The 22552-nt window shown below is 58.0% G+C and carries 19 protein-coding genes and 1 other RNA gene; 12 read left to right on the forward strand and 8 right to left on the reverse strand.

Features of this window, described 5'->3' with window-relative positions:
• Nucleotides 1-155: 155 nt before the first annotated feature.
• Nucleotides 156-893 carry a 16S rRNA pseudouridine(516) synthase gene (locus B3R00_RS03140; protein ID WP_286997522.1) on the forward strand — a complete coding sequence of 246 codons (738 nt, stop codon included), beginning with the start codon at nt 156-158 and terminating at the stop codon, nt 891-893.
• A gap of 96 nt (nt 894-989) precedes the next feature.
• Here B3R00_RS03140 and B3R00_RS03145 read toward each other — a convergent pair whose 3' ends face one another.
• A complete protein-coding gene (locus B3R00_RS03145) occupies nt 990-1925 on the reverse strand; it encodes a Ppx/GppA family phosphatase (RefSeq protein WP_286997388.1) in 936 nt (311 codons plus the stop codon).
• Between the two features lie 153 nt (nt 1926-2078).
• Between B3R00_RS03145 and ppk1 the strand changes: the two genes are divergently transcribed.
• Nucleotides 2079-4235 carry a polyphosphate kinase 1 gene (gene ppk1, locus B3R00_RS03150; RefSeq protein ID WP_286997390.1) on the forward strand — a complete coding sequence of 719 codons (2157 nt, stop codon included), beginning with the start codon at nt 2079-2081 and terminating at the stop codon, nt 4233-4235.
• Between the two features lie 162 nt (nt 4236-4397).
• Here ppk1 and B3R00_RS03155 read toward each other — a convergent pair whose 3' ends face one another.
• Nucleotides 4398-5873 carry a Ppx/GppA phosphatase family protein gene (locus B3R00_RS03155; protein WP_286997392.1) on the reverse strand — a complete coding sequence of 492 codons (1476 nt, stop codon included), beginning with the start codon at nt 5871-5873 and terminating at the stop codon, nt 4398-4400.
• 272 nt (nt 5874-6145) lie between these two features.
• Here B3R00_RS03155 and pstS point away from each other — a divergent pair, with 272 nt between their 5' ends.
• The 7 genes from pstS to phoR all read left to right on the forward strand — a co-directional run bounded on the left by pstS (nt 6146) and on the right by phoR (nt 12798).
• Entirely contained in the window at nt 6146-7186 is a 1041-nt protein-coding gene (pstS, locus tag B3R00_RS03160) for a phosphate ABC transporter substrate-binding protein PstS (protein WP_174863330.1), read from the forward strand.
• A gap of 177 nt (nt 7187-7363) precedes the next feature.
• Nucleotides 7364-8287 (forward strand): phosphate ABC transporter permease subunit PstC, encoded by a 924-nt coding sequence (pstC, locus tag B3R00_RS03165; RefSeq protein WP_246254305.1) that lies wholly within the window; start codon nt 7364-7366, stop codon nt 8285-8287.
• Nucleotides 8284-9168 carry a phosphate ABC transporter permease PstA gene (gene pstA, locus B3R00_RS03170; protein ID WP_284213924.1) on the forward strand — a complete coding sequence of 295 codons (885 nt, stop codon included), beginning with the start codon at nt 8284-8286 and terminating at the stop codon, nt 9166-9168. The genes pstC and pstA overlap by 4 nt, the downstream gene beginning before the upstream one ends.
• An 18-nt stretch (nt 9169-9186) precedes the next feature.
• Nucleotides 9187-9987 carry a phosphate ABC transporter ATP-binding protein PstB gene (gene pstB / locus B3R00_RS03175; protein ID WP_174863333.1) on the forward strand — a complete coding sequence of 267 codons (801 nt, stop codon included), beginning with the start codon at nt 9187-9189 and terminating at the stop codon, nt 9985-9987.
• A gap of 17 nt (nt 9988-10004) precedes the next feature.
• On the forward strand, nt 10005-10706 hold the full coding sequence (gene phoU, locus B3R00_RS03180; protein WP_284213923.1) for a phosphate signaling complex protein PhoU: 702 nt from the start codon (nt 10005-10007) through the stop codon (nt 10704-10706).
• 19 nt (nt 10707-10725) lie between these two features.
• Entirely contained in the window at nt 10726-11418 is a 693-nt protein-coding gene (gene phoB, locus B3R00_RS03185; protein ID WP_219164198.1) for a phosphate regulon transcriptional regulator PhoB, read from the forward strand.
• Between the two features lie 9 nt (nt 11419-11427).
• A complete protein-coding gene (gene phoR / locus B3R00_RS03190; RefSeq protein ID WP_284213922.1) occupies nt 11428-12798 on the forward strand; it encodes a phosphate regulon sensor histidine kinase PhoR in 1371 nt (456 codons plus the stop codon).
• Between the two features lie 66 nt (nt 12799-12864).
• Here the strand turns inward: phoR and B3R00_RS03195 are convergent, their stop codons facing one another.
• The 5 genes from B3R00_RS03195 to trxA form a co-directional block, all read right to left on the reverse strand.
• Nucleotides 12865-14205: an MATE family efflux transporter gene (locus tag B3R00_RS03195; RefSeq protein ID WP_286997395.1), complete on the reverse strand. Its 1341-nt coding sequence runs from the start codon at nt 14203-14205 to the stop codon at nt 12865-12867.
• Between the two features lie 14 nt (nt 14206-14219).
• Nucleotides 14220-15917 carry a hypothetical protein gene (locus B3R00_RS03200; RefSeq protein WP_286997397.1) on the reverse strand — a complete coding sequence of 566 codons (1698 nt, stop codon included), beginning with the start codon at nt 15915-15917 and terminating at the stop codon, nt 14220-14222.
• Nucleotides 15918-16099: 182 nt separating this feature from the next.
• Entirely contained in the window at nt 16100-16345 is a 246-nt protein-coding gene (locus B3R00_RS03205) for a type B 50S ribosomal protein L31 (protein ID WP_219164201.1), read from the reverse strand.
• Nucleotides 16346-16485: 140 nt separating this feature from the next.
• Nucleotides 16486-17748, reverse strand: coding sequence for a transcription termination factor Rho (gene rho / locus B3R00_RS03210; protein ID WP_219164202.1), 1263 nt, complete (start codon nt 17746-17748; stop codon nt 16486-16488).
• A 274-nt stretch (nt 17749-18022) separates the two neighbouring features.
• A complete protein-coding gene (gene trxA / locus B3R00_RS03215; RefSeq protein WP_174863335.1) occupies nt 18023-18355 on the reverse strand; it encodes a thioredoxin TrxA in 333 nt (110 codons plus the stop codon).
• A 242-nt stretch (nt 18356-18597) separates the two neighbouring features.
• On the opposite strand from trxA, the gene B3R00_RS03220 reads away from it, so the two are divergent.
• Both B3R00_RS03220 and B3R00_RS03225 read left to right on the forward strand, forming a co-directional pair.
• A complete protein-coding gene (locus tag B3R00_RS03220; protein WP_286997398.1) occupies nt 18598-19935 on the forward strand; it encodes a TIGR03862 family flavoprotein in 1338 nt (445 codons plus the stop codon).
• A 126-nt stretch (nt 19936-20061) separates the two neighbouring features.
• Complete coding sequence (locus B3R00_RS03225; RefSeq protein WP_286997399.1) at nt 20062-21009, forward strand: arsenic resistance protein; 948 nt, start codon at nt 20062-20064, stop codon at nt 21007-21009.
• Nucleotides 21010-21138: 129 nt separating this feature from the next.
• Here B3R00_RS03225 and ffs read toward each other — a convergent pair.
• Nucleotides 21139-21234, reverse strand: an RNA gene (ffs, locus tag B3R00_RS03230) — signal recognition particle sRNA small type.
• Between the two features lie 102 nt (nt 21235-21336).
• On the opposite strand from ffs, the gene dnaX reads away from it, so the two are divergent.
• A partial coding sequence (gene dnaX / locus B3R00_RS03235) for a DNA polymerase III subunit gamma/tau (protein ID WP_286997401.1) occupies nt 21337-22552 on the forward strand: 1216 nt, incomplete at its 3' end.

The raw sequence follows: 22552 nt of genomic DNA on the forward strand, positions 1-22552 counted from the left end.
GAGGCAGGGGGTTTTGTTTTTTGGATTGCATTTAAATTGATAGCTGTTAGCGCAAGAATTGCCTAGGTTTTGGTATCGAAACAGTTACAAAGCTTTGATGAGTGAGCGCAAGGCGCTCTGTTTTTGAAGCCGCTGGCTGCGGCAAGGGTGATGACATGCAGTTGCAAGACATTCTTTATTCGCAAGGTTTCGGTATTCGCCGTGTCTGCTCAGGGTTGGTTCAGCAAGGCTGGGTGCAGGTCTACGAAGACGGTGCGGCAGAGCCCGTGCAAGTGACCGATTCGACCCAGGAATATGAGCCAGAAGGCTTGCGCTTTCGCGTGCAGGGTGTGGATTGGGAATATCACGAAAAAGGCTACGCCTTGTTGTACAAGCCTGCTGGCACAGAGTGCTCGCAAAAGCCGTCGGCCCATCCCAGCATTTATACGCTGCTGCCTGCGCCGTTGCGCCAGCGTCCTAACAAAGGGGCGGTGCAAGGCCTGCAAGCCGTGGGACGCTTGGATCAAGACACCACAGGTTTTTTGCTGCTCAGCGATGACGGCCAGTTCATTCACCGTATGAGCTCACCCAAAAAACATGTGCCCAAGGTGTACCGTGTGACAACCAAGCACCCTGTCGCGCAGACCATGGTGGACAAGTTGCTGGCGGGCGTGGTGTTGGATGATGACCCCAAACCGGTGAAGGCAGCGGCATGCGAAATCGTGGAGGAATGTGTGCTGGATTTGACGCTGACCGAGGGCAAATATCACCAAGTCAAGCGCATGCTGGCGGCAGTGAGCAACCGGGTGGAGGGCTTGCACCGCTGGAAAATTGGTAGCTTGGCATTGCCCGAAGACATGAAGCCGGGTGAGTGGCGTTGGCTCAGCGCACAGGATTTGGAGAAGCTACGCTAAGCGCGTCGTAGGTCACCCCAGGTGGCCTTCCAAGAAAAAGCCGAGTTTGGTTTCCAAGCTTGGCTTTTTTCGTGATGGGGAGCGGACGGCTGACTGCTATGCAGCAGGTGCGGCGCCACTTTGGAGGGACTGTTGTAAATCAAACAGTACGCCGTGGCGTAAGGCCCCTTGGGCAATGTGCATATGCTGCAGCTGGAAGGTGTCAAACACTGCGCACATCACACTCACGCCGCCGGCAATGACAGGACGCAGCTCTTCACGCAAACCTTGCAGCGCCAGCCGGTCAATGTGCCCCGCGAAAATGAGCTGCTGCTGCAATTGAAAAAGGGTGGGGCGTGTGATTTCACCAGCGGGATAGCCGGCTTGGTGCAGGGCCTTGCTGATGGCACCTGCGGTCCCTGAAGATCCCAATACCTGTTCCCAAGTGGCGTTGTTCCAATCCGCCATGTATGTTTGCAACAGTGCGTGGGCGTGGGCGTGGGCTGCGGCAAAACGGTCAGCATGCAAAACGCCATCCCCGAAAAAGCGCTGGGCACAAGCAACGCTGCCAATGGGGCATGAGATGGCCTTTTCGAGGTGGCTGCCTTGGCCAAGGCAAATTTCGGTTGAACGACCGCCGATGTCTATCACCAACCTGCGCTCTGGCGAGGCTGGCAGCAAGCTGCTGACACCTTGGTAGATTAGTGCGGCTTCACGTTCGCCAGAAATTAATTCCACCGGACAGCCCAAAATAGCCTGAGCTTGCTGCAAAAAGGTGTCACGGTTGCGTGCTTCGCGCAGGGTCTGTGTGGCAACTACCCGGCGATGCGCAGGGGAGATGTGGGCGATGAGTGTGGCATAACGGCGCAAACATTCCAAACCACGTTCCATGGCCGAGGGCTCCAGATTGCGTTCACTATCCAGTGCGCCGCCTAAACGGATGGTTTCTTTGCGCTGTAGCTCGGTGTGCAATTTTCCATTGATGACGCGACCGACAAGCAGTAAAACGCTGTTAGAGCCGATGTCGATACTGGCGAGCAATGGAGCTTTCATGGTGCACAAGGAAATACGCAGCCCGTCAGATTACCATTAGAGTTGCTTCATTCCAGTCGTTTGCAGGTTTTGGGTGCATGAAACAGTCACAGTGCTGTCATCGTTTCGTCACATGGCTTGGGGATACTGGATAGGCAACGCCAAAGAGTTTTCATGTATCCAAAGACAGAACCATTCATTGCAACGCCTCCCGCATTTATGGCACCGCAGCAAGATGCGGTGCATGCAGTGCCGGAGCAGATTGCTTTGACGGCGGCGCAGACATCCACTGCCCCCCTGACTTTGCTGCCGCGTGACCACTGTATCTTGGCTTTCAACGAGCGCGTGATGGCATGGGCGCGGCGCGAAGATGTTCCCCTGCTGGAGCGCTTGCGCTATCTGTGCATTGTTTCCTCCAACCTCGATGAATTTTTTGAGGTGCGCTCTGCCCCGCACATCGTGGCAGTCAATGCCCAAACGCAGGGCGTGTACAACATGGCCGATGGCCTGGCATTGCTGCGCAAAGCGCAAGAGCTGGTGGCGCGCCAGTACGCGCTCTACAACGACGCTTTGGTGCCAGCATTTGGCTCGGCGGGCATCCGCATCGTCCATCACCAGGCCCGCACAGCGGCGCAGCGCCGTTGGGTGTACCGGCACTTTCAGAAGGCCGTCAAGCCTTTGCTGGTGCCCGTGGCACTGGATCCGGCGCATCCGTTCCCGCAGGTGGCCAATAAATCTCTGAACATGGTGGTGCGCCTCAAAGGTAGCGATGCTTTTGGTCGCGCCAATGAGGTGGCGATTGTGAAGCTGTCGCGTGCCTTGCCGCGTTTGATGGAGATGCCCGCCAGTATTTGTGGCAAACAGCGGCTGTTTGTCAGCCTCTCCAGCATGGTGCGTGCCCACATTTCGGAGCTGTTCGATGGCCGCGAAGTGATAGAGACGGTGCAATTTCGTGTCACGCGCAATACCGAGTTGCTGGTGGAAGAAGACGAGGTGGATGATTTGCGCACGGCGCTGCGCGAAGAGTTGGCGTACCGCCAGTTTGGCCAAGCGGTACGTCTGGAGGTGAGCAGCCACTGTTCGGAATTCTTGGCCACCACCTTGCTGCAAGAGTTTGATTTGCCAAGGCAGGCGCTGTTTCGCGTGCATGGGCCGGTGAATTTGGTGCGCTTGGCAGAGTTGATTGATTTGGTCAACGAACCCTCCATGCTGTTCAAGCCGTGGCAAGGCAGCTGGCCCAGGCAGCTCAAACCTGCGGCCAAGGTGATGGCGCAAATGCGCAAGCAAGATGTGCTGATTCACCAGCCGTTCGAGCAATTTGATGCGGTGCTGGAGTTGCTGCGCGAAGCGGTGCACGATCCGGCCGTGGTGGCCATCAAGCAAACCATTTACCGCACCGGGGTGAAGTCTGAGTTGATGGATTTGCTGGCCAAGGCGGTACGGCTGGGCAAAGAAGTGATGGCTGTGGTGGAGCTGAAGGCGCGCTTTGACGAAGAAGCCAACATCAACTGGGCCGATGCCCTGGAAGCCGTGGGCGCGCAGGTGGTGTATGGGGTGGTGGGGCTGAAAACCCACGGCAAGATGCTGCTGGTTACGCGCAGAGAGGGCAGGGGCTTGCGCCGCTACGGCCACCTGTCTACCGGCAACTACAACCCCAAAACGGCGCGCATGTACACCGATTTGAGCTATCTGACGTGCGACCCGGTGATGACGGCCGATATGGATGCGGTGTTCCGCCACCTGGCCAGCCCCAACGTCAAGCCCAAGCTGGACAAGCTGGTGATGGCGCCGTTTGCGCTGCAGCAGACCATGCTGGCGCACTTGCAGTCCTGCAAACAAGCCGCGCTAGAGGGCCAATATGCCCGCGTGGTGGTCAAAAGCAATGCCATGACCGACGAGGTGCTGATGCATGCGCTGGTCGAGGCAGGCCAGGCTGGCGTGCGCATTGACTTGATTGTGCGCGGCGCCTGCATGCTGCCACCGCAGGTGCCCGGCCTGACGGACAACATCCGTGTGCGCTCCATCATCGGGCGGCTGCTGGAGCATTCGCGCGTGTTTTACTTTGCCTGGGGCGAGGAACAAGAGCACGTGTACTTGTCCAGTGCCGACTGGATGCGTCGCAATATGACGCGCCGTGTCGAGCTGGCTTGGCCTGTGCAAGAGCCCAAGTTGCGCCAGCGTGTGATTGACGAGTGCTTGGTGGCCTATTTGCACGACGACCGCGATGCGTGGACGCAGCAGCCCGATGGCAGGTATGTGCCAGCTGTGCATCCGCATGATGGCCATGGCGCGCAAAACGCGCTGATGCAGCTGTACGGCGCGCCCGCCTAGGTGCGGTGAATGTGCAGTTCCCAAGGATGCTGATGCATCTTTTTTTTGGGTGGAACGATTTAAAAATAAGAGCTGCTAGCGATTGATGTTCAACACTTTCAAATAGATAAGTATCTGAAATTGTTTATTAACAAGCGCTGGCAGCTATATTTTTTTTGGTTGTTAATCCATTTGCAGCGTGAGTTGCCAGTCTGTCTTGCTGATGGCTTCGGCCTCTTCACGCAGCAATTGCGCGCTCAGCGGAAAGCGCTGTGCCCAGCCTGCAGGTGTTTGTAGCAGCAGTTGCTGCGGGCCTTGGCGCTGCAGTTGCAGGCCCTGCATATCTGGTGCGCGGCGGCTGTTGCACAGCACCACCGCCAGCCGCAGGCACAGAAGTTGTAAGGCATGGGCGGGCATGTGCATGAATGCCTCCACTTTTTTCAGCTTGCCGCGGTGGCCCAGTACCAGTTGGCCCAGATTGGCCAGCTCAGCCGGGGTAAAGCCCGGTGCGTTGCTGTGTTCCAGCACATAGGCACTGTGGCGGTGGTAGTTGCTGCGCGAGATGCGGCAGCCCACTTCGTGCAGCAAACCCGCCCATGCCAGCATGGCCGGTGCATGGGGCTCTGTAGGGTGCAATTGCTGCCACAGTTGCTGGGCGGTTTCTGCCACATGGCGGGCGTGCAGGGTGTTGACGCCAAAGCGCTGCATCAGGCCCAGCACGGTGGCGGAGTGGATATCGCCCACTTGTTCATCGTCCACCAGGCCATAGAGCACGCCCATGCGCAGCGCGCCCTGGGCAACTTCCATGCGCTCCAGGCCCAGCAGGTCGAACACGGCACGCAGCACGCTCAGGCCGCCTGCAACCACGGGGCGGCGGTCTTCTTTCAAACCGTCCAGCTTGACGCGATCAATATGCTTGGCTTGCAGCAGTTGCTGCTGCAACCAGTCCAGCCCGGCGCGGGTAATCATGCCCTGGCCTTGGCCGTTGGCGGCCAGCGTGTCGCCCACGGCATTGGCAGTGCCTGCAGAGGCGTAAGCGATGTCCCAGCTGCCGGGACTGAAGGTGTCCAGCGCCTCATCCAGCACCGCGCGGGCGGCAATTTCTGCGGTTCTGAAGGCTTCGGGCGTCAGCTCCCCCTGCGGGAAGTAGCGCGCTGTCCATGCCACGCTGCCAATGCGGTAGGAGGCAACAGACTGCGCCACACTGTTTTGGCCGAGCACAAATTCGGTAGAGCGGCCGCCGATATCAATCACCAGACGGTGTTCATCCGAGGCAGGCAGCTGGCTGATCACGCCGCGGTAAATCAGCGCGGCCTCTTCTTCGCCCGAGATGACTTCAATCGGAAAGCCCAGCAACTCGCTGGCGCGGTCGATGAACACGTCACGGTTGCGCGCTTCGCGCAGTGTCTGGGTGGCCACGGCGCGCACATGCGCTGGGTCAAAGCCGCGCAGCCGTTCACCAAAGCGTGCCAAGCAGGCCCAGCCGCGCTCCATGGATTCTTGGGTGAGGTTGCGGCTGCTGTCCAAGCCACTGCCTTGACGCACGGTTTCTTTGAGGTATTCCACGCGGTGGATTTGGTGGTGTTCATAACTACCAATCTCAAGGCGGAAACTGTTGGAGCCGAGGTCTACGGCAGCAAGGGCAATCGCATCGTTCATTTGAAATGTCAGCTAGCGGCGCAAAAGGCGCAGCTTATCAGTCCTCACACAGCGCGGCGATGAAAAAACTGGCAAGGCCAAGTGTGCAGCAGGGTTGAGAGGCTAGCGCGCGGGTATGACACAGCAGTGACATTTTTTTGAAATGGGCGGGCTGTGGTTTTTGCGCCGTAAAACCTTAATTTTTTAATGTCACAGACATGTCACAAACGCTTTTTACATTCACGTCATCGAGTTTTCTTCGACCTTGTTTTTTGACCAAGAGAGGTGCTTCCATGAAGATGTCCATGATGCGTGTTTTGGTAACCGGTGCCTTGATCTCCGGCGGCTTGATGAATGTGGCAGCCGCGCAAGAAGCCACCGGCGCTGGCGCCAGCTTTCCTGCTCCTTTGTATTCCAAGTGGGCCGCTGACTACAACAAGGCGACTGGCGTAAAGATCAATTACCAGTCGGTAGGTTCCAGCGCAGGCCTCAAGCAAATTGAAGCCAAAACCGTAGATTTCGGTGCTTCTGACGAGCCTTTGAAGGACGCGGACCTGCAAGCCAAGGGTCTGGTGCAGTTTCCTACCGTGATCGGCGGTATCGTGCCTGTGGTCAACATTCAAGGCATTCAACCTGGCCAGCTCAAGCTCAACGGCCAAGTACTGGGTGACATCTACCTGGGCAAGATTACCCACTGGAACGACCCCGCCATCACCGCGCTCAACCCCGGTGTGAATCTGCCCAACGCCAAGATCACTCCCGTGCGCCGCGCTGATGGCTCGGGCACCACTTTTGGTTTTACCAACTACCTGAGCAAGGTGAATGCCGAGTGGAAGGAAAAAGTGGGTGAAGGTAAGGCAGTGAACTGGCCTACCGGTGCAGGTGGCAAGGGCAACGAAGGCGTGGCTGCATTTGTCGGACGTCTGGCGAACTCCATTGGTTATGTGGAATACGCCTATGTCAAGCAAAACAAGTTGACATTTGCACAGCTGCAAAACAATGAGGGCAAGTTTGTCTCGCCCAACGAAGCCTCGTTCAAGGCCGCAGCAGCTGGTGCAGACTGGAGCAAGAGCTTCTACCAGATCCTGACTGCCCAGCCCGGTGCAGAAGCATGGCCAATCACCAGCGCAACGTTCATCTTGATGCACAAGGCGCAAGACAAGCCTGCACAAGCAGCGACTACGCTGAAGTTCTTTGACTGGGCGTATAAGAGCGGTGACGCTACCGCCAGCAGCTTGGACTACGTGCCTATGCCTGACTCGGTCAAGGCGCAAGTGTTCAAGGCCTGGGCAGATATCAAAGATGGTGCTGGCAAGCCAGTATCTTGGAAGTAATCGGCTGATTTGACAGTCACATCCTGCCCGGCGCGTGTGCGCCTGGCAGGTCTAGTTGTTTGTAAAGAGGTGACACCCGTGTCCTCATCCCTATCTTCAGCGAATGCAACGGCCCCGCAGCAGACAAGCGCCGGCCGTGCACAACCTCCACGACGCACGAGGTGGTTCACCGCCAGCTTGGCGGATCGTTTGTTTGCCTGGTTGGCCAAAGGTGCCGCGTTGGTCACGCTGGGCTTGTTGTTGGCCATCATGGGGTCGCTGTTGGTGGGCGCTTGGCCCGCTATCCATGAATATGGGTTGGGCTTTTTCACCCGTACCGAGTGGGATCCTGTGCAGGACCAATACGGTGGCTTGGTGATGATTTATGGCACTTTGATGACTTCGCTGATTGCCCTGGTCATCGCCGTGCCTGTGAGCTTTGGGATTGCCCTGTTCCTGACGGAGCTGTCGCCCAACTGGCTGCGCCGCCCGCTGGGCACGGCCATTGAATTGCTGGCTGCTGTGCCTTCAATTGTGTACGGCATGTGGGGCCTGATGGTGTTTGGCCCGGTGCTGGCCACCTATGTGCAGCAGCCACTGCAAAGTTTGTTTGATGGCGTGCCCTATTTGGGTGCACTGGTGTCTGGCCCGCCGGTTGGTATCGGTATTTTGTCTGCAGGCATCATCTTGGCCATCATGATCATTCCCTTCATTGCCTCGGTGATGCGGGATGTGTTTGAAGTGACACCGGCCCTGCTTAAAGAGTCGGCCTATGGCCTGGGTGCGACCACCTGGGAAGTGGTCTGGAAGGTGGTGCTGCCGTATACCAAGGCTGGTGTGCTGGGCGGCATCATGCTGGGCCTGGGGCGTGCGCTGGGTGAGACCATGGCCGTGACCTTTGTGATCGGCAATATGAACCAGCTCAATTCGGTGTCGATGTTTGAAGCGGCCAACAGCATTACCTCGGCGCTGGCCAATGAGTTTGCCGAGGCGGGCGAAGGTTTGCACCAGGCATCGTTGATTTATCTGGGCTTGGCACTGTTCTTCATCACCTTTGTGGTGCTGTCGCTGTCCAAGCTGCTGCTCAACCGCCTGCAAAAGAACGAAGGGGCACGCACATGAGCACCTCAAGCCAACAACTGATTGTTGCCGAAAAACTCCAGGCACAGCGCCAGGCGCGCTACGCTGCGCGCAAGCGCTTAAACCAGGTCGCGCTGACGCTGTCGCTGGCCGCCATGGCCTTTGGGGTGTTCTGGCTGATCTGGATCTTGTGGGAAACCATCCGTTTGGGCATTGGTGGGCTGAGCTTTTCACTGTTCAGCGACATGACCCCGCCGCCCAATGAAATGGGTGGTTTGGCGAATGCCATTTTCGGCTCTTTTGTGATGGTGACGCTGGCCACGTGTGTGGGCACGCCGATTGGTGTGATGGCGGGTGTGTACCTGGCCGAATATGACAAAAAAAGCTGGCTGGCGGCCACGACACGTTTTGTTAACGACATTTTGCTGTCCGCCCCCTCCATCGTCATCGGCTTGTTTGTGTATGCGGTGGTGGTGGCCAAGTTCAAGAGTTTTTCTGCCTATGCCGGGATTGTGGCGTTGGCGCTGATCGTGATTCCCGTGGTGATTCGCACCACAGAAAACATGCTCACGCTGGTGCCTGCGGCCTTGCGCGAAGCCGCGTATGCACTGGGAACCCCGAAGTGGAAAGTGATTTTGGCCATCACGCTGCGTGCGGCACGCGCTGGCGTGATCACTGGGGTGTTGTTGGCGGTGGCACGCATTGCGGGCGAAACCGCACCGCTGCTGTTTACGGCGTTGAACAACCAATTCTGGAATGGTGACTTGGCCAAACCCATGGCCAGCTTGCCCGTGACGATTTTTAAGTTCGCCATGAGCCCCTACGAAAACTGGCAACAGCTGGCGTGGGCGGGCGTGTTCCTGATTACGGTGGCCGTGTTGGCCCTGAATATCTTGGCCCGTGTACTCACGCGCCAGAAATAAATTTGCAAGGATTTGACGATGTCTACTGCAACATTGACGGCACCCGCGATTGCACCTATCAGCGGTCGGTCCAAACTCTCGGTGCGGGATTTGAACTTCTACTATGGCAAGTTCCACGCGCTCAAGAACATCAATCTGGAAATCCCGGAAAAGAAAGTCACTGCCTTCATCGGCCCTTCGGGCTGCGGCAAGTCCACGCTGCTGCGCACTTTCAACCGCATGTATGAGCTCTACCCCGAGCAGCGCGCAGAAGGGGAAATCTTGTTGGATGGCGAGAACCTGCTGACCAGCAAGCAGGACGTGGCGCTGATCCGTGCCAAGGTGGGCATGGTGTTCCAAAAGCCCACGCCGTTTCCCATGTCCATCTACGACAACATCGCTTTTGGGGTGAAGCTGTTTGAAAGCCTGGACGGCGCAGACATGGATGAGCGCGTAGAGTGGGCGCTGCGCAAAGCCGCGCTGTGGACCGAGGTGAAAGACAAGTTGCACCAAAGCGGCTCGAGCCTGTCGGGCGGCCAGCAGCAACGCTTGTGCATTGCCCGCGGCATTGCGATCAAGCCCGAAGTGCTGTTGCTGGACGAGCCTTGCTCTGCGCTCGACCCCATCTCTACCGCCAAGGTGGAAGAGTTGATTGCCGAGCTGAAGAACGACTACACCGTGGTGATTGTTACGCACAACATGCAGCAAGCAGCCCGCTGCAGCGACTACACCGCCTACATGTATTTGGGCGATCTGGTGGAGTTTGGAGAAACCGAACAATTGTTCTTCAAGCCCCAGCGCCGCGAGACCGAAGACTACATCACAGGCCGATTTGGCTAATCCAGAAGGAAACAGACATGCCCGATAAGCATTTGTCGACCCAATTTGACAGCGAACTCAATCGTATTTCTTCGCGTGTGATGGAACTGGGCGGTCTGGTAGAACGCCAGATCAGCCAGGCCATCTACGCATTGACCCAGTTCAATCTGGAGGCGGTGCAGCAAGTGGCCGCACTGGAAGAGCGTGTGAATGCCATGGAGGTGGAGATTGATTACGAGCTGACTTCCATCATCGGCCGCCGCCAGCCCACAGCGCGCGATTTGCGCATGCTGATGGCTTTTTCCAAAGTGACTGCCAATCTGGAGCGCATGGGCGATGAAGCGCACAAGATGGCCCGCATGGTCAAGTCCATCATCGAAAGCGGTGCAGCACGCAATCTGCCCTCCAGCGAGTTGCGGGTGGCGGCCGAGATGGCTTCTGCACTGCTACGCAAGGCACTGGATGCCTTGGCGCGCTTGGACACCAAGGCCGCGCTGGGTATCTTGAAAGAAGATGATCTGATTGACGATGAGTTTGATGGCTTTGTGCGCAAACTCATCACGTACATGATGGAAGACCCGCGCACCATCTCGGCCAGCTTGGACCTGCTGTTCCTGGCCAAGGCCATCGAGCGCATTGGCGATCACTCCAAGAACGTGGCGGAGCTGATCATCTACCTGGTCGAAGGCAAAGATATTCGTCACCTGTCGATGGATGTGATTGAGTCCACCGTGCGTTAAACGAGCTTAGGTAAGAAGCATGAAGAAATTGCCGCAAGTACTGATCGTGGAAGACGAGCCAGCGATTGCAGAGCTGATCGCTGTGAATCTGCGCCACAACGGCTTTGCTCCTTTGTGGGCCGAAGATGGCGTGAGTGCGCAGCGTGAACTGGATGCTGCCTTGCCCGATGTGATCTTGCTGGACTGGATGTTGCCTGGGGGCTCCAGCGGTTTGAATCTGGCGCGCAAATGGCGGGCTGACCCACGCACCAAGCAAGTTCCCATTTTGATGCTGACGGCGCGTGGCGATGAGCCCGACAAAATTGCGGGGCTGGACGCGGGTGCGGACGACTACATCACCAAACCCTTCTCCACCCAAGAGCTGCTGGCTCGAATTCGCGCAGTATTGCGCCGGCGCACGCCAGAGCAGGCGGGCGAGCGCGTGCAGGTGGGTGCTTTGGTGCTCGATAGCGACACGCACCGCGTGACTTTTCAGGATCAGTTGCTCAAGCTGGGGCCTACCGAGTTCAAACTGCTCAGTCACCTGATGCACAACCCCGAGCGCGTGCACAGCCGTGCGCAGTTGCTGGACAAGGTGTGGGGCGATCACGTCTATATTGAAGAGCGCACCGTTGACGTGCACATCAAACGCTTGCGCGAAGCGCTGGGTGAGGCCGGCGCTTTGGTGGAAACCGTGCGTGGCGCAGGCTATCGTTTGTCGACCAACGCTTAAGGATGAGTGATGGTGGCTTGGCGCTGGATGGAGTTGTTGCTTTTGCAGGCCGTGCTGGGTGGCGCTGCTGCTTGGCTGTGGGGTGTGTGGGCGGCTTTTGCGGGCATGGCGGTGGCTGCTTGGCTGTGGATGGCATGGGATAACTGGCAGGTGCGCCGCTTGCGGCAGTGGCTGATGCAAGGGGAGCTGACGGCGGCCTCGCCGCTGCAAGGTATCTGGGGGATGCTGGCCACTTATGTGCGACGTGCCGTGCGTTCGCGTGAGCAGGCCGTGGTGGCCGCAGAGCAGCGGGTCCAAGATATTTTGGCGGCGTTGCAGGCCAGCCCCAATGGCCTGGTGCTGCTGGATGCGCAGGGCCACATTGAGTGGTGCAACCGCATGGCGGAGCGCCACTTCGGTTTTGATGCACAGCGCGATATCCAGCAAACCATTGGCAATTTGGTGCGCGACCCGGCTTTTAGCAGCTATTGGTCCAGCCAAGACTTTACGCACCCGGTGCTGATGGTGGGGCGCGACAGCACACCATCACGGCCGGTGATGTTGTCGGTGCATATCTATCCGTACGGCGATGGCCGCCACTTGCTCTTGGCGCGCGACATTACGGCACTGGAGCAGGCAGAAGCCATGCGCCGTGACTTTGTGGCCAACGTCTCGCATGAAATTCGCACACCGCTGACCGTGTTGGTGGGGTTTGTTGAGACGCTGCAAACCTTGGAGTTGTCGCCCCAAGAGCACAAACACTATCTGGCATTGATGGCCCAGCAAGCAAGCCGCATGCAGAACTTGGTGCAGGATCTGCTCACGCTGTCACGCTTGGAAGGCAGCCCGCTGCCCGGTTTGAGTGACTGGTTCCCGGTGTCGGCCATGCTGCGCCAGTGTGCGATAGAGGCACAGGCGCTGTCCAAGCTGTTGACCAAGGGCGCTGGTGCGGTGCACGCCATCACGTTTCCGGCGGCCGATGCACCGGGCATGGATTGGGAAATTGCAGGCACGCAGGCCGAGTTGATCAGTGCTTTTTCCAACCTGATCAGCAATGCACTGCGCTACACGCCAGCAGGTGGGAGTGTGCAGGTGCGCTGGGAGGTGCAGCCTGATGGCAGCGCATGTTTCTCGGTCAAAGACTCGGGGCCTGGCATTGACCCCGCGCACATTGGTCGGTTGACGGAGCGCTTTTACCGGGTGGACCGCAGCCGCTCCAGAGATACGGGCGGAACGGGGCTGGGGCTGGCGATTGTGAAGCACTCCTTGCAGCGTCACGATGCCAAGCTGGAAATTCACAGCCAGCTGGGCGCGGGCGCCACGTTCAGTGCGCTGTTTCCAGCCAATCGCCTGCGCAGTGCGCGCCATGCGCAACCAGTGGTGGATGTGGAGCCCAAGTAGGCAAGTTGGTTACAGCAGCGAGGCTGCTACAGACTCAAGAAAAAAGGTGGCATCCAGCCACCTTTTTTATTTGTGTGCCAGCAGCACTTTGCGGAGCAAGAAAACAAAAAGAATAGCTACTAGCGCAAGTGCAATAGCACTTCCAATCCAAAAAGGTGTTGGATTCGTTGACCAGTAAGCGCTGGTAGCTTCATTTTTATAAGCAAGCCAATAGCCGCCGCCCAAGCCGCCGCCCCATAGCAAGCTGCAATACACCACCAGCGGCGCGACCGTGACGCGCCAGCAGCGCAGCAAGAAAATGCATACGCACTGGATGCTGTCCGCAGCGTGGTACAGCGCCACCCACAGCAGCAATGCAGAGGTGAGGGCGATCACGCCGGGGTCGGCGGTGTAGACATGGGGTATGGCATGGCGCGCAACCAGCAAGCTGCCGCTGAGCACCAAGCCGCTGACGAGCGCAATTTTGACGCCCAACCATGCCAGCGCTTGCGCCTGTGCCTCGTTGCCTGCACCGCGCCACCAACTCACGCGCGCGCTGATGGCAATCCCCAGTGACAGCGGCACCATGTAGCACACGGCAGCCAAATTGGCCGCAATTTGATGGCTGGCTGCAGCCAGTGCCCCTTGGCGGGCAACAAACAAAGCCACCAGGGTGAAGGAAGTGACTTCAACCAAGATAGACAGCCCCGCAGGCACGCCCAAGCGTAAAAAAGCACCCAAACGGCGCCAATCAGGGGCTTCCATGCGTTGCCAAAGCTGCAGCGGAGCGTAGAGCTTTTGGCAGCGCATCAAAATCACCGCCAAGATGGCAATCGCGTAATCCACCAGCAAAGTGGCCCAGGCACAGCCGGCAGCGCCTTGGGCTTCAATGCCCCAGCCACCAAAAGTGAACCAGATCGACAGCGGCAATTTCAGCACCAGGGCGCCGACTTGCAACCACGTCACCAGTTGGGGGTGCCCCAGTGCCTGGTTGAGTGTGGTGTAGAGGCGGAAAAACATGGCCGATGGCAACGCCCAGCCCACAATCATCAAGTAGGCGCGCACATCGGCTTGCATGCTTTCAGGCACTTCGGTCCAGGCCAGCAGGGTGTCAGGAAAGACCAGCACCAGCATGCCCAAGGCCGTAAAGCCGAAGGCGAGGTAGAGCGACTGGCGGAAAGAGGCGCCAATCGCTGTGGTCTCCCCCTTGCCGTGCTGCTCTGCCCAGATGGGCAGCAGGGCCTGCAAAACGCCCATGAGTGAGACGTAGACGCTCACAAACACCGCCGATGCGACGGACAAGGCAGCCAGCGCATCGGAGGAAAAGCGCCCTGCGACAATGGTGTCCGTCACGCCAAAGGCCATTACAGCCAATTGCCCAGCAAGCACGGTGCCTGCATGCCGCGCGATGGTGGCAAGTTCACGCATCCATCACTCCCGCTTTAAGGCGCGCGGCGCAGCACCAGCAAGTGATCGCGGCGGTCGGTAGGGCGTGCAACTTGCTCGACCAACAGCCATTGCGCAGCGATGGCGCTGTCCATGGCAGACCAAGCGGCGGGGGTGGCAATCAGCCAGTTGCAAGTGGTGCCTGTGGCCGTGTTCAAGCCGCTTTCTAGCTTCCATGGCGTGTGAAAGCGAAATGCGGTGGTGAGCGCGGCGTTAAAGCCCAGGGTGTGTACGCACTGCACATGCTTGGGCATGACTTGGGCAACTGCATTCACATGGGGCGCATAGCTGCGGCCATAGTCCAGCATGGGCAGCCACAGCGTCATCAACAGCACCCAGCCCAGCACGGTGCCGCCAGCGGGTACGGCCAAGCTCTTCCAGATGGCTGCGCGATGGCGGCGTGTACGCCAAGCCACCAACAGCAGCCAGGCAGCGGTGGCTGCCAGCGCCACCAAGAAGGGAAAGAGGGCAAATGAAGGTTCAAAACCAATCGCCAGGCGCTGTACGTTCTCTGCGGGCTTGGCGGGAAAGCCGGTTTGCACGGAAATCCATACCACCCACATCGTGATGGCCGAGATGGAAAAGAAGAACAGTGTCAGCCAATCGATTAACGCTGCCAAGCTGCGTTTGAAGGTAGGCAGTGCAAATGCAGCCAGGGCGGCAATGGCAGGCAGTGCCAGAATCAAGGCGCGGTCACCGTCCTGGGTGAAGATGGTACAAAACAGTGCCGTGGCCCATAGCCACAACGGCCATGCCACATGGGGGTTGTGCGCAGGGCGTTGCAGCTGCCAGCGCCAGCGCCACATGGCCCACAGCGACAAAGGCCAGGCGGGCCAGCTGAACCACATCAGCAAACGCGCAAGGCTTTGCCAGTCTTTGCCCTGTACCCAGGGGTTAATCAGGCGGTACTCCCACAGGCCCAAGGCCGAGGCGGTAGCCGCGGCGACGCCGGTTGACAGCAACCACCACGCGGTCCAGCTATAGCACTGGGGCAGTTTAGGGGTTTGAATGCACAGCGCCATGGCAGTGGCACCTGCGCCCAGAACGGCCGCCATAGATGGTGCGCCTGCCAATGTGAGCGCCAGCGTGCCGAGTAACGCAGCCACTGCTGATAACTTGGGTTGCCACCACATGGAGGCCGCTGCAAAAAAGATGGCGCTGACAGCGCTCAGTTGCACAAGCGTATGGCTGGTTTCGTGAGAGAGTTGGGCCAGGCCCAAGCAAGCCAACAGCGCCAGCAAGCCACCATCGGCCAGTGCACGTGCATAGTCGGTGGGAGAGGCTTCTCCGCCAAAGGCAAAAGCCACGGGCTGTGCACCTGGGCTGCGTGCCAAGTTAAACACCGCACGCCAAGTGCACAGCAGTGTCAGTGCAAGCAGAAGTATGAAGGGCAGGCGCACTACCAAGTCTGCAGGCATGGCGGCTGGCAGCCACTGCAGCGCCCAAGCACCCAGCCAGTATTGCAGCAAGCCTGGGGCGCTGGGCACCATGCCATCCAGCTGTGGCTGCAGCCACGAACTCTCTCCCTGTGCCATGGCTTGCATATAGCCAAATGCCGTCATGTCTACGTCACGCCAGGGCTCTCTGCCTACAAAACCTGCGAAGATGTAGATAGTGCACAACAGCAACATGATCCAGCGAGGCAAGCTGCGGGCTGCATTGTGGGCAACGATGGCGGGTGAGGGCGGATTCATGAAAGCATTCTCAGCAGGCCTGATACAAGCCGGACGATGGATCAAAAATGAGATTGGGGGTTAAGCATGCCACGACTGCAGTGAATGTGCTGCGATGTTGCCGTTGGCAAGATGGCTGCTGCTTGCAAATGAAAAAAGGCAGTCTGGTCGCCCAGACTGCCTTTTGGCGAAGAGGTAAAAAATTACTTCTTGCCGAAGCGGTTGCGGAACTTTTCCACACGGCCGCCCATGTTGTCCACCGACTTTTGTGTGCCAGTGTAGAAGGGGTGCGATTCAGAAGAAGTATCCAGTTTGAACAGAGGATATTCCTTGCCTTCGAAAGTTTCTGTTTCTTTGGTGTTGACGCAAGAACGTGTTACGAACTTGAAGTCGTTGGACATGTCAACGAACAGAACTTCACGGTAATCGGGGTGGATGCCTTCTTTCATGATCTTCCTTTAGTCAAGTGCGGCAGCCGTGTCGAACCCGAAGCAACCTTTGCTCCGAAAATGCATTCCACATACTTACCGCAATAAAAGCCCCGCATTATAGCTTGAGGGGCCAAATTTCTGCCAAGCGCCTGGGCTATTTAGCCACCGCGACGCATCATGTCGAAGAACTCGACGTTGGTCTTGGTTTGCTTCATGTTTTTGAGCATGAGCTCCATCGATTCGATTTCGTCCATGTTGTACATGAACTGACGCAAGATGCGTGTCTTTTGCAGAATCTCAGGAGGCAATAGCAACTCTTCGCGGCGAGTCCCCGATTTGGATAGGTCGATTGCCGGGAACACGCGCTTTTCGTACAGGCGACGGCTCAGGTGGATTTCGCAGTTGCCGGTGCCCTTGAATTCTTCAAAGATCACTTCGTCCATGCGCGAGCCGGTGTCCACCAGTGCGGTGGCGATGATGGTCAGCGAGCCGCCTTCTTCCACATTGCGTGCCGCGCCAAAGAAGCGCTTGGGGCGATGCAGTGCATTGGAGTCCACACCACCGGAGAGCACCTTGCCCGACGAAGGAACGACGTTGTTGTAAGCACGGGCCAAACGTGTGATCGAGTCCAGCAGGATCACCACATCTTTTTTGAGCTCAACCAAGCGCTTGGCGCGTTCAATCACCATCTCGGCCACGTGCACGTGGCGAGTGCCAGGCTCGTCAAAGGTCGAGGCGATGATTTCACCCTTGACCGAGCGCTGCATTTCCGTCACTTCTTCTGGGCGCTCGTCCACCAGCAACACCATCAGGTGCACATCGGGATTGTTGGCTGTGATGGCGTGGGCAATGTGCTGCATCATCATGGTCTTGCCGCTCTTGGGAGGGGCAACTATCAGTGCGCGCTGGCCGCGGCCGATCGGGGCAATGATGTCAATGATGCGGCCGGTGATGTTCTCTTCGCTCTTGATGTCGCGCTCAAGCTTCATCTGTTCCTTGGGGAACAGGGGCGTCAAGTTCTCGAACATCACCTTGTGCTTGTTCGACTCGGGCGAGTTGCCGTTGACCTTGTCCAGCTTGGTCAGTGCAAAGTAGCGTTCGCCATCTTTGGGTGTGCGCACTTCACCTTCGATCATGTCGCCAGTGTGCAGGTTAAAACGGCGTACCTGGCTGGGCGAGATGTAGATGTCGTCGGTGCTGGCGGTGAAGTTGGTGTCGGGGCTGCGCAGAAAGCCAAAGCCATCGGGCAGAATTTCCAGCACGCCGTCAGCGAACACTTGCTCGCCGGCTTTGGCCCGCTTTTTGATGATGGCGAACATCAGCTCTTGCTTGCGCATGCGGCCAACGTTTTCAATATCAAGCGCTTCGGCCTGCTTCAACACTTCAGACACGTGCAGTGCCTTGAGTTCGTTAAGGTGCATCTGGAGTTACTCCTTGCAAGGAGTTCAAAGAAATCTGGGGATGTGGCGAATGCCAGAGTAATCGGCGAGGAGCGCAGTACGTCGATGGCTTGCCAAGATGATCAGAAGCGGCCGCCAATGCTTTGGGCCGTGATCAGGAATTGATTATGACAGGAAAAGAAAGCAAATTGCACACTAGTTTGTGTATGGCAATTTGCAAAGATGTGGTGCGAGGCTGACACAGGCCTGCATATGACTGCCAGAGCACGCTGCGCGCCTGCTCTGGCTTGGGGATTTAAGCGATCTGCTGATCGATGAATGCCGTCAATTGGGGCTTGGCCATGGCGCCTACCTTGGTCGCTACCAGTTCACCGTTCTTGAATACCATCAATGTGGGGATGCCGCGAATGCCGAACTTGGCAGGGATTTCGCGGTTTTCGTCCACGTTCATCTTGGCAATCGTGATCTTGCCTTCGTAGGTCTTGGCGACGTCGTCCAGAATAGGTGCAATCATCTTGCAAGGGCCACACCATTCGGCCCAGTAGTCCACCAGCACGGTGCTGCCGGGTTGCAGCACGTCGGCTTCAAAGCTGGCATCGGTGACATGCTTGATGAGTTCGCTTGCCATGAAGTTATTTCCTTGTTGTGTAGTTGGGGCGGGTGCGCTCACGCGCGCACGTTGGAAGTCCCAATAATTGTGACAGAAACGAATGTCCGGGCGTGCAGCATGGCTGCGCAAAATACCTATGCCGCGTATAGCTGTGTGCAATGGGGCTAAGGGCGTGGGCAGGGCTGGGTCTTGGGCGAGGCGTTATGCTGCCTGCCCTTTGGTGTTGGGTCACCGTGTCATTGTGAAAGATTGGGTTGCTTATGTCTGCTGCCGCGCTACTGCCAGCTTTGAAATGTGATGTTGCGATTGTGGGGGCTGGCCCTGCAGGGTTGATGGCGGCAGAAGTGTTGTCGGCCCAAGGCGTGCAGGTGCATGTGTTTGATGGCAAGGCCTCGGTGGGGCGCAAGTTTTTGCTGGCCGGCAAAGGGGGGTTGAACCTCACCCACTCGGAAGCTTTTGAGCGGTTTGTGGAGCGCTACGGCGATGCGCAGCCCATGCTGCGGCCGCTGCTGCAAGAGTTTGGCGCAGACACGCTGCGTGCTTGGGCGCAGAGCCTGGGCGTTGGCACGTTTGTGGGCTCCTCGGGCCGTGTGTTCCCCACCGATATGAAGGCGGCGCCCTTGCTGCGCGCGTGGCTGGCGCGCTTGCGTGCACAAGGCGTGGTGTTTCATATGCGGCACTTATGGAAAGGCTGGAATGCCGATCAAGCCTTGCTGATGGATACCCAGGAAGGGGTGTTGCCTGTGCAGGCCACGGCGACCTTGCTGGCGCTGGGCGGCGGAAGCTGGGCGCGCTTGGGCTCCGATGGCGCCTGGGTGCCACTGCTGCAAGCCAAGGGGGTGGATGTGGCCAGTCTGCAATCTGCCAATTGCGGTTTTGATGTGGGCGAGCCTGCAGCGGTGACGCCAGAGACCGCAACCCGTCGTGACTTCTTCAAAGAGCTGGTAGGGGCCAAGCCGCAGATTGCCAAGGGCTGGAGCGCGGTGTTTGGTGAGCGTTTTGCGGGCGCGCCGCTGAAGTCGGTGGCGATTCACTTTACGGACAGCCTGGGGCGTAGCTTTGAGCGCCGCGGAGAGTTTGTGGTCACTGCCACTGGTGTGGAGGGCAGTTTGATTTATGCCGTCTCCAACTTGCTGCGCGATGAAATCACGCGTACTGGCAGCGCCACTTTTGCGTTGAATTTGTTGCCCGCTTTCTCGCCTGAAAAGGTGTTACAAGAAGTGCGTCACCCGCGTGGCGCGCGCAGTTTGTCGAGCCACCTCAAAGGGCGCTTGGGGTTGGACGGGGTGAAGGCGGGCTTGCTGTACGAAGTGCTCAGCAAAGAGACCATGCAAAACCCGGTCAAGCTGGCGCAGGCCATCCAATGTCTGCCGATCACCGTGGTGGCTGCGCGCCCGATGGATGAGGCCATCAGCACTGCGGGTGGGGTGAAGTGGGCAGCGCTGGATGAGCAACTGATGTGCAAGGCGCTGCCTGGCGTGTTCTGCGCAGGCGAGATGGTGGACTGGGAGGCACCTACGGGTGGCTATCTGCTCACCGCTTGCTTTGCCACGGGTGCACGCGCTGCACGTGGCATACAGTCGTTTTTGCAGTCATAAATCAATAGCTGCTAGCGCTTGTGAATCAATGATTGCAGTTAGTTTATTTATTGAAGTCTTTTATTGATAAGTGCAGCAAGCTATGGTTATTGAATATTTACTCTGTCGGTGACCTCTCATGTGCACATGTCTTTGCGTGATGTTTTAGAGCGCTGGCAGGCGCCTATCTATCTGGTAACTGTGGTGCTTGCGGCTGTTTTTGCCTGGCAGTTTGATGGCATGCAGGTGCTGGAAGTGGCCATCAACCCGGCGCTGGCGCTCATGCTGTACGTCACTTTTTTGCAGGTGCCGTGGACGGAATTGCGCGCGGTGTGGGTGCAAGGCCGTTTTTTACTGGCGCTGCTGGTGACCAATTTTGTAGCGATTCCCTTGCTGGTAGGTGTGCTGAGCCTGATGCTGCCCAGCGATGATCTGCTGCGCTTTGGCGTGCTGCTGGTGTTGCTGGCGCCTTGCATTGATTACGTGGTCACCTTCGCGCACATGGGCAAGGCGGATGCGCGGCTGCTTCTTGCTTGCACCCCCGTGTTGCTGGTGGTGCAAATGTTGCTGCTGCCCTTTTATATAGAGGTCATGCTGGGTTCGCAGGCTGCAGACTGGGTGCAGCTGGGGGCGTTTGTTGACGCCTTCATAGGGCTGATTGTGGCGCCGCTGGTGCTGGCAGTGGCCACGCAATGGTGGGCGCAGCGCTCCAGTGCAGGTCAGCGTTGGAGTGCTGTACTGGCTTTGCTGCCCGTGCCGGCCACGGCGATGGTTTTATTTGTGGTGATGGCGGCCGTGGTGCCGCAGCTGGGGGCTGCACCTGATGCAGTCAGGCAGGTACTGCCGGTTTATGTGGCGTTTGCGGTGCTGGCGCCTGCGATAGCTTGGTGTGTGGCCCAACTTTTCAAGCTGCCTGCACCTGCCGCGCGGGCAGTCGCTTTCAGCGGCAGTACGCGCAATTCATTGGTGGTGCTGCCGCTGGCATTGGCAGTGCCTGGCGCTATGCCTGTGCTGCCTGCCGTGATTGTGGCGCAGACCCTGGTGGAGCTGCTCAGTGAACTGGTGTACATCCAGCTCATGCCCAGGCTGCGTTAGGTTAGATCAGCAGGTGAGCGTGCGCTAGCCTGCATACAGCTGCGGCAGGGCAGCACACAGCGCAATCAGCATGTTGAGATGGGATGGGGGCGAGTATTTCTTTGCTTGCCAAAGATGCCCTATAGAACAGTTGACAACCCTTACCTCGGCACTGGTTCCACAGTTAGGGCTGCTTGGTTCCCCACCTGACCCGGTTGGCCGCTTCCCCATGCGAGGGGGGCTGTCAGGACTGATTATAGGTTGGTTTGCGTCACACAGAAGTGACGTACGCAGATAAACATGCCTACGCCAAGGATGTAAAGCCTGTAGCCCGTAGAATTCGCCCCTATGTCTTATCTCGTGCTCGCTCGTAAATACCGTCCTCGCAACTTCGCCGAAATGGTGGGGCAGGAGCACGTCGTGCAAGCTTTGGGCAATGCGCTCACGCAGCAGCGTTTGCACCATGCCTATTTGTTCACGGGAACACGTGGCGTGGGCAAGACCACGGTGTCGCGTATTTTTGCCAAGTCGGTGAACTGCACGGGCGCTGATGGCCAAGGTGGTATCACGGCCACGCCCTGTGGCGTATGCCCTGCATGTACTGAAATTGATAGCGGACGCTTTCCAGACTATATCGAGCTGGATGCGGCGTCGAACCGTGGTGTGGATGAGGTGCAAAGCCTGTTGGAGCAGGCGGTGTACAAGCCGGTGCAAGGGCGCTTTAAGGTCTTCATGATCGACGAGGTGCACATGTTGACCAACACGGCCTTCAACGCGATGTTGAAGACGCTGGAGGAGCCACCGGAGTACCTCAAGTTTGTGCTGGCCACCACCGACCCACAAAAAGTGCCGGTGACGGTGCTTTCGCGTTGTTTGCAGTTCAATCTGCGCCCAATGGCACCAGAGACAGTCTTTGAGCACCTTACCCAGGTGCTTGCCAAAGAAGCCATTCCGGCAGAACCGCAGGCGCTCAAATTGTTGGCGCGTGGGGCGCGTGGCTCCATGCGCGATGCTTTGTCATTGACCGATCAGGCCATCGCTTTTGGCTGTGGGCAATTGCAAGAAGACGCTGTGCGCCAGATGCTGGGGAGTGTGGACCGCAGCTATGTGTTTCGTCTGATTGCGGCCTTGGCCCAAGGCGATGGACGCACCGTGGTCGAAACCGTGGATGCATTGCGCTACAACGGGGTGTCCGCCGCTTCCACGCTGGAAGAAATGTCTTCTGTACTCCAGCGTATGGCGGTCATGCAGGTGGTGCCTGATATGGCGGCAGCAGTGGATCAGGCCGATCCTGATGCCGCAGCAATGGCTGATTTGGTGCAAGTTATGCCTGCTGATGAGACACAGTTGCTCTACAGCATTTGCTTGCACGGACGCCAAGAACTCGGTTTGGCGCCTGATGAGTACGCTGCGCTCACCATGGCGCTGTTGCGTCTGCTGGCGTTCAAGCCGCAAGCGGTCTCGCAAACAGGTGCAACGGCATCTGCGGCAGAAAAAAAAACACTGAATCTGCCTGATTTGCCTGCTGCTAAGACTCAAACTGAGCCACAGCAGCCACAGCAGC

The sequence above is a fragment of the Comamonas sp. UBA7840 genome (assembly GCF_002501455.1).
Classification (GTDB): domain Bacteria; phylum Pseudomonadota; class Gammaproteobacteria; order Burkholderiales; family Burkholderiaceae_C; genus Comamonas; species Comamonas jiangduensis.

Excerpts from the sequence above, each read along its gene's own strand:
- B3R00_RS03155 (WP_286997392.1), bottom strand. The coding sequence starts at position 5,873 with ATGAACGATGCGATTGCCCTTGCTGCCGTAGACCTCGGCTCCAACAGT.
- B3R00_RS03145 (WP_286997388.1), bottom strand. The coding sequence starts at position 1,925 with ATGAAAGCTCCATTGCTCGCCAGTATCGACATCGGCTCTAACAGCGTT.
- pstA (WP_284213924.1), top strand. The coding sequence starts at position 8,284 with ATGAGCACCTCAAGCCAACAACTGATTGTTGCCGAAAAACTCCAGGCA.
- phoB (WP_219164198.1), top strand. The coding sequence starts at position 10,726 with ATGAAGAAATTGCCGCAAGTACTGATCGTGGAAGACGAGCCAGCGATT.
- B3R00_RS03220 (WP_286997398.1), top strand. The coding sequence starts at position 18,598 with ATGTCTGCTGCCGCGCTACTGCCAGCTTTGAAATGTGATGTTGCGATT.
- pstB (WP_174863333.1), top strand. The coding sequence starts at position 9,187 with ATGTCTACTGCAACATTGACGGCACCCGCGATTGCACCTATCAGCGGT.
- B3R00_RS03140 (WP_286997522.1), top strand. The coding sequence starts at position 156 with ATGCAGTTGCAAGACATTCTTTATTCGCAAGGTTTCGGTATTCGCCGT.
- rho (WP_219164202.1), bottom strand. The coding sequence starts at position 17,748 with ATGCACCTTAACGAACTCAAGGCACTGCACGTGTCTGAAGTGTTGAAG.
- pstS (WP_174863330.1), top strand. The coding sequence starts at position 6,146 with ATGAAGATGTCCATGATGCGTGTTTTGGTAACCGGTGCCTTGATCTCC.
- B3R00_RS03225 (WP_286997399.1), top strand. The coding sequence starts at position 20,062 with ATGTCTTTGCGTGATGTTTTAGAGCGCTGGCAGGCGCCTATCTATCTG.
- ppk1 (WP_286997390.1), top strand. The coding sequence starts at position 2,079 with ATGTATCCAAAGACAGAACCATTCATTGCAACGCCTCCCGCATTTATG.
- B3R00_RS03195 (WP_286997395.1), bottom strand. The coding sequence starts at position 14,205 with ATGCGTGAACTTGCCACCATCGCGCGGCATGCAGGCACCGTGCTTGCT.
- phoU (WP_284213923.1), top strand. The coding sequence starts at position 10,005 with ATGCCCGATAAGCATTTGTCGACCCAATTTGACAGCGAACTCAATCGT.
- B3R00_RS03205 (WP_219164201.1), bottom strand. The coding sequence starts at position 16,345 with ATGAAAGAAGGCATCCACCCCGATTACCGTGAAGTTCTGTTCGTTGAC.
- phoR (WP_284213922.1), top strand. The coding sequence starts at position 11,428 with ATGGTGGCTTGGCGCTGGATGGAGTTGTTGCTTTTGCAGGCCGTGCTG.
- B3R00_RS03200 (WP_286997397.1), bottom strand. The coding sequence starts at position 15,917 with ATGAATCCGCCCTCACCCGCCATCGTTGCCCACAATGCAGCCCGCAGC.
- trxA (WP_174863335.1), bottom strand. The coding sequence starts at position 18,355 with ATGGCAAGCGAACTCATCAAGCATGTCACCGATGCCAGCTTTGAAGCC.